9 protein-coding genes are annotated in these 10157 nt (G+C 70.9%); 8 read left to right on the forward strand and 1 reads right to left on the reverse strand.

All coding sequences use genetic code 11. From position 1 onward, the window contains the following. The 5 genes from ACFFNX_RS31515 to ftsY all read left to right on the forward strand — a co-directional run. A partial coding sequence (locus tag ACFFNX_RS31515) for an AAA family ATPase (RefSeq protein ID WP_378209515.1) occupies positions 1 to 966 on the forward strand: 966 nt, incomplete at its 5' end. A 295-nt stretch (positions 967 to 1261) separates the two neighbouring features. Beyond that, positions 1262 to 1663: a globin domain-containing protein gene (locus ACFFNX_RS31520; protein WP_378209516.1), complete on the forward strand. Its 402-nt coding sequence runs from the start codon at positions 1262 to 1264 to the stop codon at positions 1661 to 1663. Positions 1664 to 1786: 123 nt separating this feature from the next. Next, positions 1787 to 2842 carry a globin domain-containing protein gene (locus ACFFNX_RS31525; RefSeq protein WP_378209517.1) on the forward strand — a complete coding sequence of 352 codons (1056 nt, stop codon included), beginning with the start codon at positions 1787 to 1789 and terminating at the stop codon, positions 2840 to 2842. An 8-nt stretch (positions 2843 to 2850) separates the two neighbouring features. After that, positions 2851 to 3504 (forward strand): DivIVA domain-containing protein, encoded by a 654-nt coding sequence (locus ACFFNX_RS31530; RefSeq protein WP_378209518.1) that lies wholly within the window; start codon positions 2851 to 2853, stop codon positions 3502 to 3504. Positions 3505 to 3537: 33 nt separating this feature from the next. After that, the gene (ftsY, locus tag ACFFNX_RS31535; RefSeq protein ID WP_378209519.1) at positions 3538 to 4683 is read left to right on the forward strand and encodes a signal recognition particle-docking protein FtsY; all 1146 of its coding nucleotides are present in this window, start codon (positions 3538 to 3540) and stop codon (positions 4681 to 4683) included. Between the two features lie 342 nt (positions 4684 to 5025). Here ftsY and ACFFNX_RS31540 read toward each other — a convergent pair whose 3' ends face one another. Then, the gene (locus tag ACFFNX_RS31540) at positions 5026 to 7368 is read right to left on the reverse strand and encodes an ATP-binding protein (RefSeq protein ID WP_378209520.1); all 2343 of its coding nucleotides are present in this window, start codon (positions 7366 to 7368) and stop codon (positions 5026 to 5028) included. A gap of 346 nt (positions 7369 to 7714) precedes the next feature. On the opposite strand from ACFFNX_RS31540, the gene ACFFNX_RS31545 reads away from it, so the two are divergent. From ACFFNX_RS31545 to ACFFNX_RS31555, 3 genes are all read left to right on the forward strand, one after another. Continuing rightward, entirely contained in the window at positions 7715 to 9094 is a 1380-nt protein-coding gene (locus ACFFNX_RS31545; protein ID WP_378209521.1) for an ammonium transporter, read from the forward strand. Continuing rightward, positions 9091 to 9429, forward strand: coding sequence for a P-II family nitrogen regulator (locus ACFFNX_RS31550; RefSeq protein WP_285569096.1), 339 nt, complete (start codon positions 9091 to 9093; stop codon positions 9427 to 9429). The genes ACFFNX_RS31545 and ACFFNX_RS31550 overlap by 4 nt, the downstream gene beginning before the upstream one ends. Before the next feature lie 2 nt (positions 9430 to 9431). Next, positions 9432 to 10157 (forward strand): [protein-PII] uridylyltransferase family protein (locus tag ACFFNX_RS31555; protein WP_378209522.1); only part of this gene is annotated, 726 nt, incomplete at its 3' end.

Consider the following 10157-nt stretch of genomic DNA (forward strand, 5'->3'; position numbering starts at 1 on the left):
TCGATCGCCGCGGCCGTCGCGGAGCGCGAGGCCGCCGAGCAGGCGCGCGCCGCCCGCGAGGAGGAGCTGAAGGCCGTCCGCACGCGCGTACGCGAGCTGACCGGCGAGCACGAGCGGCTCGTCAACGTCGCCCACGGCAGCGAGGTCGCCCGCGCCGAGCGCCGGCTCCGCCTGGAGCAGATGGAGGAGCGGGCGATGGAGGAGTTCGGGCTGGAGGTGGAGGTGCTGATCGCCGAGTACGGCCCCGACCAGCTCATCCCACCGCCGCCCGACGCGCCCGAGGACGCCGAGCCCCAGCCGTACGACCGTGCCGCGCAGGAGAAGCGCGCCAAGCAGGCCGAGCGCCAGCTCACGCAGCTCGGGAAGGTCAACCCGCTGGCGCTGGAGGAGTTCGCCGCGCTGGAGGAGCGGCACGCCTTCCTGACCTCCCAGCTGGAGGACCTGAAGAAGACCCGGCGCGATCTGCTCACGGTCGTCAAGGAGGTCGACGAACGGGTCGAGCAGGTCTTCACCTCCGCGTACGAGGACACCGCGCGGGAGTTCGAGGGGATCTTCTCGCGGCTGTTCCCCGGAGGTGAGGGTCGCCTGTCGCTGACCGAGCCGGAGGACATGCTGACCACCGGCATCGAGGTGGAGGCCCGGCCGCCCGGCAAGAAGGTCAAGCGGCTGTCGCTGCTGTCCGGCGGCGAGCGTTCCCTGGTCGCGATCGCGTTCCTCGTCGCGATCTTCAAGGCACGGCCGTCGCCGTTCTACGTGCTGGACGAGGTCGAGGCGGCGCTCGACGACACGAACACCCAGCGTCTGCTGGGCATCTTCGAAGAGCTGCGCGAGTCCTCGCAGCTGATCGTCATCACGCACCAGAAGCGCACGATGGAGGGCGCCGACGCGCTCTACGGCGTGAGCATGCGGGGCGACGGCGTCACCCAGGTGATCAGCCAGCGCCTGCGCGAACCGGAGCCCGCCTGACCCTCTGCCCGCGCGGGGTCGTCCACGGCCGACCCGTGCCGTGCCCGCCTGACAATGGATCCTGACAGGCGATCTCGAACCAGGTCGACGGTTATCGTGGTCTCCTGACCATCACTCCTGACACTGTGCTGACGGTCCCGCTCTCGCCGCGGCGCCTGCGTGCGGCCGCCTCCTTCGCGGCGAGGCCGTCGACCCGTCCGTCACTCTGATCGTGTTCTGAACCGTGAGTAACGGTTGCGCCGGGTCGTGCGCTTCGTTAGGAATAGACGTCGTTCAACCCGAGAAAGGGCCTCATATGGACGCTCAGCGACTGAAGGATAACTTTGCGCAGGTCGCCGATCACGGTATGGAGGTAGCCGATTACTTTTACGCTGACCTCTTCCAGGGAAATCCCGGCTACCGCTCGCTTTTTCCGGCCTCGATGGCGCGTCAGCAGAAGGTTCTCCTTGAGGCTCTCGCGCAGATCGTCGCGTGGGTGGACAACACTGAGGAATTGGTTCCCTACCTTCAGCAACTGGGTCGCCGGCACCAGGGGTTCGGCGTCACCGCCGAGCACTACCCCGAGGTCGGCGGCAGTCTCATCGCGACGCTTCGCTACTTCAGCGGCGACTCATGGACCCCTGAGCTGGAGAAAGACTGGGCGGCCGCGTACGGCGTCGTCTCGGACGTCATGGTGAAGGCCGGTAGCGAGGGGTAGCGCGCGCCCGGCGCCGGTGCCCGCTCCCGGCGCCCGCTCGCGCAGGCCGCCCCCTCAGGAGAACGCGTGGACGCTCAGGCATTGAAGAATAACTTTGCGCAGGTCGCCCAGCACGGTGACGCTGTGGCATTGTTCTTTTACTCGGATCTATTTCTACGGAATCCGGCGCTTCGGGACATGTTCCCGATCGGAATGAATCACCAGCGTGACCGCTTGTTGGGCGCGCTCGGGCGTATCGTTTCGCAGGTCGATAACCTGCCGGAACTCGTTCCTTTCGTTCGTCAGCTCGGCGCCGACCATCGTAAATTCGGGGTCGAGGCGCTGCATTATCCGGAGGTCGGGCAGAGTCTGATAACTACTCTGCGTTACTTCTCCGGTGCGGCGTGGACCGACACGCTCGCCAAGGACTGGGGCGACGCGTACGAAGTCGTCGCCAAGACCATGATCGAGGCGGCGGAAGAGGACGCGGCGCAGCGCCCGGCCTGGTGGAACGGTCAGATCGTGGCGCACGAGCGCCGCCGGTTCGACCTCGCCGTCATGCGGGTGGTGATCGAACGGCCGCTGCCGTTCCTGGCCGGCCAGGCGGTCTCCGTCGAGGTGGCCTCCCGGCCGCGCATGTGGCGGTTCTACTCCATGGCGAACGCGCCGCGCCCCGACAACACGATCGACTTCCACGTCCGGCTGGTCGACGGAGGGCCGGTGAGCCCCGTCCTGGTGCGTTCGATGGCCACGGGCGACCGGCTCAGGCTCGGGCCGCCGGTCGGCACGATGACCTTCGACGACCGCTCCGGCCGCGACGTGCTCCTCATCGGCGGCAGCACCGGCCTGGCGCCGCTCAAGGCGATCCTCGAACGGATCGCGCAGAGCCCCGCGCCGCCGCGCGTCCACCTGTTCTTCGGCGCGCGCACGATGGACGGCCTGTACGACCTGGACGACCTGGCCAAGCGGGCGGTGGAGTACCCGTGGCTCACCGTCGTGCCCGCCGTGTCCGAAGAACCCGCGGAGGGCGGCGTCGAACAGGGCACGCTCGCCGACGTCATGGCCCGGTACGGGATCTGGAGGGACCACGACGCGTACGTGTGCGGCTCGCCCGGCATGGTGGACGCGACCGTCGACCGTCTCGTACGCCTCGGGCTCGGCAGGGACCGCATCCGGTTCGACAAGTACGCGGACGCATAGGGGAACCGATGACCTCACTAGACAATCCGGGCGCTCAGCGTCTCACCCCGGCCGAGCTGCAGACGGCCGACTTCCGGCGCGCACCGCTCGGCCGGCGGGGCTTCGACGAGGATCAGGTCCGCGCCTTCCTCCGCCACGTCGAGCAGGAGCTGATCCGGGTCCTCAACGAGAAGGCGTCGCTGACGAACGAGGTCGGCCGGCTCCGCGACCGGATCTCCGGCAACCCGCAGGGGATCCCCGCCGCGCAGGCCGAGGACGCCCACATGCAGGCCGTGCGCATCCTGTCCAAGGCGCAGGAGACCGCGGACCACTACGTCGCCGACGCCCAGCGCTACAGCCAGGAGCTGGCCGAGGAGGCACGGCGCGGGCGCGACGAGATCCTCGCCGAGGCCAAGGCGCGGGCCGTGATGGTCCTGGAGGAGGCCCACCGGCAGGCGTCGACCGCGGCTCAGCAGGTCAGGCCGTCCTCCACCGAGCCCCTGTCCGACGACGAACGCCGCAACCTGGAAAGCGAGATCACCTACCTGCGCACCTTCAGCGACGTCTACCGCACCCACCTGCGGTCCTACCTGGAGGCCCTGCTGCGGAACCTGGAGGAATGGGGTCACTCCGAGCGCGAGACCATGCCTCCGGCCCGCATGCCGCCGCCCCGCTCTCGCTGACCGGCCCCGTCCTCTGCGAGACTGGGACACGCTATGGAATACGTGATCCTCGCCATCGCGATCGTCGTGGTCGCCGTCGTCGCCGGCGGCCTGTTCCTGTTGCGGGGGCGCGGCCGTAAGGCTCCGCCGCCCCAGGCCCCGCCGGAGAGCGGCCTCTCACCGGGCGGCACCGCCGTCCTGGAGGAGGACACCGCGACCGCCGAGGCACCTCCGGTGGAGGTCCCGGCGCCGCCGGTGCCGGAGGTGGAGCTCCCACCGCCGTCCGCGGGCCGTCTCGTACGCCTGCGTGCGCGGCTGTCCCGGTCGCAGAACGCGCTGGGGCGCAGCCTGCTGACGCTGCTGTCCCGCGACGCGCTCGACGACGACGCGTGGGAGGAGATCGAGGACACCCTGGTCACCGCGGACGTCGGCGTGGTGCCCGCCCGGCAGATCGTCGAGGACCTGCGCACCAAGGTCAAGGTGCAGGGCTCCCGCGACCCCGCCGAGGTGCGCGCGCTGCTCAAGGAGGAGCTGCTGGGCCAGATCGGCGGCGACTGGGAACGCTCCCTGCGCACCGAGCCGCACGGCGCCCAGCCGGCCGTCATCCTCGTCGTGGGCGTCAACGGCACCGGCAAGACGACCACGTGCGGCAAGCTCGCGCGGGTCATCGTGGGCGACGGCCGTACGGTACTGCTCGGCGCCGCCGACACGTTCCGCGCCGCCGCGGCCGAACAGCTCCAGACGTGGGGGTCACGGGTCGGCGCGGAGGTCGTCCGCCGGAACGAGGGCACCGACCCGGCGAGCGTCGCCTTCGAGGCGGTCAAGCACGGCATCGCCGCCGGCGTCGACACGGTGATCGTCGACACGGCCGGCCGCCTGCACACCAAGACCGGGCTGATGGACGAGCTCGGCAAGGTCAAGCGAGTGATCGAAAAGCAGGCGCAGGTCGACGAGGTGATCCTGGTCCTCGACGCGACCACGGGCCAGAACGGCCTCCAGCAGGCCCGCGTCTTCGCCGAGGTCGTCGACGTGACCGGCATCGCACTGACCAAGCTCGACGGCACCGCGAAGGGCGGCATCGTCATCGCGGTCCAGCGCGAGCTGGGCGTGCCCGTCAAGCTCGTCGGTCTGGGCGAGGGCCCCGACGACCTGGCCCCGTTCGAGCCGGAGGCCTTCGTCGAGGCGATCCTCGGCGACTGACCGGAGGCCTGTCCTCCGGTTCGATCTCTGACCCTTGGAGAAGCGGTACTCCACCGCGGGGCCACGAGGACACGTACGAATATGGGTATTTCTCCCCGTTCGCCCGGCCACCCCGGGTGGCAGGGTCGTGAGTGGAGGCAGCACACCGGGCCGTGACGCCGATGAGGCGTCAGCGCCTCCTGGGACGTTCGCAGGCCGTCCCTCCGAAGTCCATTGAGGAAACGTGGTGCCGTCACCCCCTGACGGCGCCACGCGTAACGGCGTCGCACCCCCCGCGTCGCCGGGACGGCGACGCAGGCCCTGGACCCCGCGTCGCAGGTCCACCGGGGCCGGCACCACTCGTCATCGCAGGTGCCGGCCCCGGTGGTCCACCCCGGCGCCGTTCTCGCCGTCGCGCTCACTGATCCAGACCGCGATCTGCGCGCGCGACGCGAATCCGAGCCGGTGCATGATCTGCTCCACGTGGCCCTCGGCGGTGCGCTGGGAGATCACCAGCTCGGCGGCGATGTCGCGGTTGGTCAGCCCGCGGCCGATGAGCCGGGCCACCTCGGTCTGGCGCCGGGTCAGCGGCGTCGGGCACGAGCCGTCCACCGGACCGTCCGCCTCCGCGACGTCCTCGGCGTCCTCCTCCAGCGCGTACGCGAGCGCCTGGTCCACGTCGAGCCGGGCGTTCCCGCGCACCGTCGCCTCGAAGGCCGTCTCACCGAGCGCGCGCCGGATCTCCGCCACGCACTCCTCCTGGTAGGGGCGCAGATGCCGGTATCCGGCCACCTGGGCGCCGATCGCCCGCCGTGACCGCGGCTCCCGCGAGAACCTCTCGAAGATCCCCAGGAGCCGCGCCGCCCGCTCGTACCGGCCGTCCGCCGTCGTGATCCACGCGAGAACCGCCATGTTGAGGCCGATGCCACGGGGGTTGCCGAGCTCACGGTGGAAGGTGAGGCTCTCCCTCACCAGCGCTCCGGCCCGCGCCGTCTCGCCCCGGCGCCAGAGCGCCACGCCGAGCATGGTCAGCAGGTGGGCGCGGTACAGGCCCTTGCCGTGGGCCTCGCACAGGGCGACGCCCTCCTGCGCGGTGAGCGCGGCGGCGTCCAGGTCGCCGGCCAGGGTGAGCGCCCCGGCGAGCCACAGGGCCGCGCGGATGCGGCCCATGACGTCGCCCGCCGCGCGGTGCCGGGTGGCGGCGGCGCGGCAGCGCGTGATCGCGGTCTCCGCGTCGCCCCGGTCCAGCGCCAGCAGCCCCTCCTGGAGGGCGACGTCGGCGAGGATCACGCCGTGTCCCAGGTGCTCGCCGATCTCCCGCGCCTCGTCGAACAACCGGATCGCCTCTTCGGGCCGCCCGTCGACCACGGCCAGCCAGCCGGCCACCGCCAGGGCCCGGCCCCGCGCCTCGTCCTGCGCCCGGTGCAGGGCCAGCCCCTGGGCGAACCGCTGACGCCCCTCGCCGAGGTAACCGCTGAGCCAGTGGTTGCGCAGGTCGGCGGCCATGCGCAGGCCGTACGCCGCGCCGCCCGGCGTGCCGAAGCAGTAGTCCATCGCCGAGCGCAGGTTGGCGGTCTCCAGCTTCACCCGGCGAAGCAGCTTCAGCTGGCACACGTCCGACGGTGGCGCCAGCGTGTCGGCGCACATCTGGGCGAAATGGTCGCGATGCCGCCGTTGCATGGCGTCGGTGCCGCCGGACTCGGCGAGCCGCTCCCGGCCGTACTCCCGCAGCGACTCCATGAGCCGGTAGCGGACCCCGAACGCCGTCTCCTCGGTGAGCAGCACCGACTTGTCCACGAGCCCGGCCACGAGGTCCAGCACCTCCTCGGGGGCGATGCCGTCGCCGGCGCAGACGTCTTCGGCCGCCTCCAGGCCGAAACCGCCGACGAACACCGAGGCGCGCGCCCACAGCAGCCGTTCCTTCGGCGTGCAGAGCGTGTGGCTCCAGTCGATCAGCGCCCACAGCGTGCGATGCCGTTCGACCGCCGTGCGGGAACGGCGTTCGAGCAGGCGGAACCGGTCGTCGAGGCGCCCGAGCAGGTGCTGCACCGACAGGGCCCGCAGCCGTACGGTCGCCAGCTCGATCGCGAGCGGGACGCCGTCGAGGCGGCGGCAGAGCCGCTCGACGGCCTGGCGGTTGTCCTCGGTCAGCGCGAAGCCGGGGCGTACGGCCCGCGCCCGGTCGACGAACAGCCGGACCGCGTCGTAGCGCGCCGACGCCTCGACCGATCCGGGATCGGTGCCGAACAGCGGCATGGGCAGCGCCGGCACGTCCAGGGCCTGCTCGCCCGCGATTCCCAGGAGCTGCCGGCTGGTGGCGAGGACGCGCAGGGAGGGTGCGGCGCGCAGCAGGGCGTCGGCCAGTACGGAGCATTCGGGCAGGAGGTGCTCACAGTTGTCCAGGACGATCAGCGCGGTCATGTCCCGCAGGTGATCGGTCAGGGCCTCCACCGGGAGGCGGCCGGAGTGGTCCTCGATGCCGAGTGCCGCGGAGACGGTCTGCGCGAGCAGCTCGGGGTTCTCCAGCTCGGCCAGGTCGACCGGCCACACGCCGTCGGGGAACGCGCGCCACAGCTCCGCGGCGACCCGGTAGGCCAGCCGGGTCTTGCCCACCCCGCCCACACCGGTGAGCGTCACCAGCCGGGAGCCGGACAGCAGACGCTTGACGTCGGCCACCTCGCGCCGACGTCCGACGAAACTCGTCACCTCCGCGGGCAGCCCGCGTGTACGCCACCGGGCGGAGGGGCGCGACACAGCAGACACCGTTGCCGATCCCCGTCCTGATAGGGATGACCTGGGAACTTGTCCTCACACTGTACGTCGGGCCGGGTGCCGCGGCCCATGACGCAAGGGACGGCCGGCGGCGCCGGCGGCGGCGAACGCGCGCGAAGCAGGGCGTAATGCTTCGAAACACGTCGGAAACATGGGCGGGCATGGTTTCACACCGCCGAAACACTCATGCCCCGTAGGTGAAACGGCTCTGCTCGAAGCTCCAGAGCAGTATCGACCACCTCACCCGAAGGGACGCCGCATGCCGCCGGACGTTCTCAAGATGTTGAATTCAGGCGACACAGCCTGGCTGCTTGCGAGCTCTGCTCTCGTGCTTCTCATGACCCCGGGTCTCGCCTTCTTCTATGGCGGTATGACCCGGTCCAAGAGCGTCCTCAACATGCTGATGATGAACTTTGCCACGATCGGCATCGTCAGCGTGCTGTGGGTCCTCTACGGCTACTCCCTGGCCTTCGCCAAGGACGTCGGGAACCACGGCTTCATCGGCGGGTTCGGCCGGGTCGGGCTGAAGGACACGCTGCTCTCCGCGTCCGGCACGTCGCCCGAACTGGCATTCGTCTCCTTCCAGCTCATGTTCGCCATCATCACTCCCGCGCTGATCAGCGGTGCCGTTGCGGACCGGGTGAAATTCGGCGGCTGGTGCGCGTTCGTGGCCGTCTGGACCACCATTGTGTATTTCCCGGTGGCGCACTGGGTGTTCTTCTTCGGCGACTCGTCCACCACCAAGGACGGCGGTTTCCTGGCCGACCACATCGGCGCGCTCGACTTCGCCGGCGGCACCGCGGTGCACCTGAACGCCGGTATGGCCGGTCTGGCCATGGCCCTGGTGGTCGGCAAGCGGGTCGGCTGGCCCAAGGAGCCCATGCGCCCGCACAACGTTCCGTTCGTACTGCTCGGCGCCGGTCTGCTGTGGTTCGGCTGGTTCGGTTTCAACGCCGGCTCGGCGCTGGCCGCCAACGCCCAGGCGTCGGTGGCGTTCATCAACACCCAGGTGGCGACGGCGGCCGCGGCGCTCGGCTGGATCATCGTGGAGAAGTTCCGCTACGGGAAGTCGACCGCCCTGGGCATGGCCTCCGGCGCGGTCGCCGGCCTCGTCGCGATCACCCCGGCCTGTGCCTCGGTGAACCCGGTCGGCGCGATCATCCTCGGCGTCATCGCCGGTGCGCTCTGCTCCGTGGCGGTCGGCCTGAAGACCAGGTTCGGCTTCGACGACTCCCTGGACGTCGTCGGCGTGCACGCGGTCGGCGGCGCGGCGGGCGCCCTGCTGATCGGTTTCCTGGCCACCCCGACCGTGACCGGCATCCTCACCCCGGCCAAGGGCGACGGACCGGCGGGCCTGTTCTACGGCGGTGGGTTCAGCCAGCTCGGCAAGCAGGCCATCGGTGTGGTGATGGTGGCCGTCTACTCGTTCGTCCTCACCTGGATCATCGGCAAGGTGCTGGACAAGATCATGGGTCTGCGGGTCAGTGAGGAGGACGAGGTGTCCGGCATCGACCTGGCCGTCCACGCGGAGACCGCGTACGAGATCGGCACGGCGCACGGCGGTTCCGGCGGCGGGCAGGGCATCCTTGCCGCACTGACGGCGGACAACGCCAAGGGCTCGGCGGAGCCGGGCGACAAGAAGGTGGAGGCTGAGGCATGAGACTCGTCACGGCGGTCATCAAGCCCTTCAAGCTCGATGACGTCAAGGCGGCGCTGGAGACCTTCGGGGTCAACGGCCTCACGGTGAGCGAGGCCAGCGGGTACGGCCGTCAGCGCGGTCACACCGAGGTGTACCGGGGCGCGGAGTACAAGGTCGACCTCGTACCCAAGCTGCGGGTGGAGGTCCTCGTCGACGACGAGGACGCCGAGGACATCGTCGACGTCATCGTGAAGGCCGCGCAGACCGGCAAGATCGGCGACGGCAAGGTCTGGTCGGTGCCGGTCGACACCGTGGTGCGCGTGCGTACCGGCGAGACCGGGCCAGAGGCACTGTAAGGGTGACGAACACGCTCGGGGGAGGGCACAGCCCGGCTGAGGCGATGGCTCAGCCGGGCTCTGCCCAACAGGGCAACGCCCGCGACCGCGCGCTGCTGCGCGTCGAACGCGCCCGCCGCGCCGGCGAGCTCGACCGCCGGCTGGCCCGGCTGGTCGGCGCCGAACCGGACGTCGCGCTGGTCGCGGTCGGCAGCCACGGACGCGAGGAGCTCACACCGGGCGGCGACGTCGACCTGGTGCTCCTGCACCGTGACCGCCCCGACATCGCGCCCCTCGCCGACCGCGTCTGGTACCCGATCTGGGACTCCGGGCTCCGGCTCGACCACTCGGTACGCACGCCCGCCCAGGCCCGCGCCGTCGCGCGCGAGGACCTCAAGGCCGTGCTCGGCCTGATCTCCGCACGACACGTCGCCGGCGACCCGGACCTCACCCGCGAGGTGCGCGAGACGGTGCTCGCCGACTGGCGTTCGGACGCGCGCCGCCGGCTGCCCGAACTGCGGGAGATGACCCGCGCCCGCTGGAACGACTCCGGCGAGCTGGCGTTCCTCCTGGAGCCCGACCTGAAGGAGTCGCGCGGCGGGCTGCGCGACGTGCACGCGATCCAGGCGGTCGCGGCGGCCTGGGTCGCCCCCGCGCCGTCCGCCCGCGTCAAGGACGCCTACGCGCTGCTCCTGGACGTCCGGCACGCGCTGCACGAGACGACCGGCCGCGCGGCGGACCACCTCGCG

Source organism: Actinoallomurus acaciae (genome assembly GCF_042429965.1).
In the GTDB taxonomy this organism is placed as follows: domain Bacteria; phylum Actinomycetota; class Actinomycetes; order Streptosporangiales; family Streptosporangiaceae; genus Actinoallomurus; species Actinoallomurus acaciae.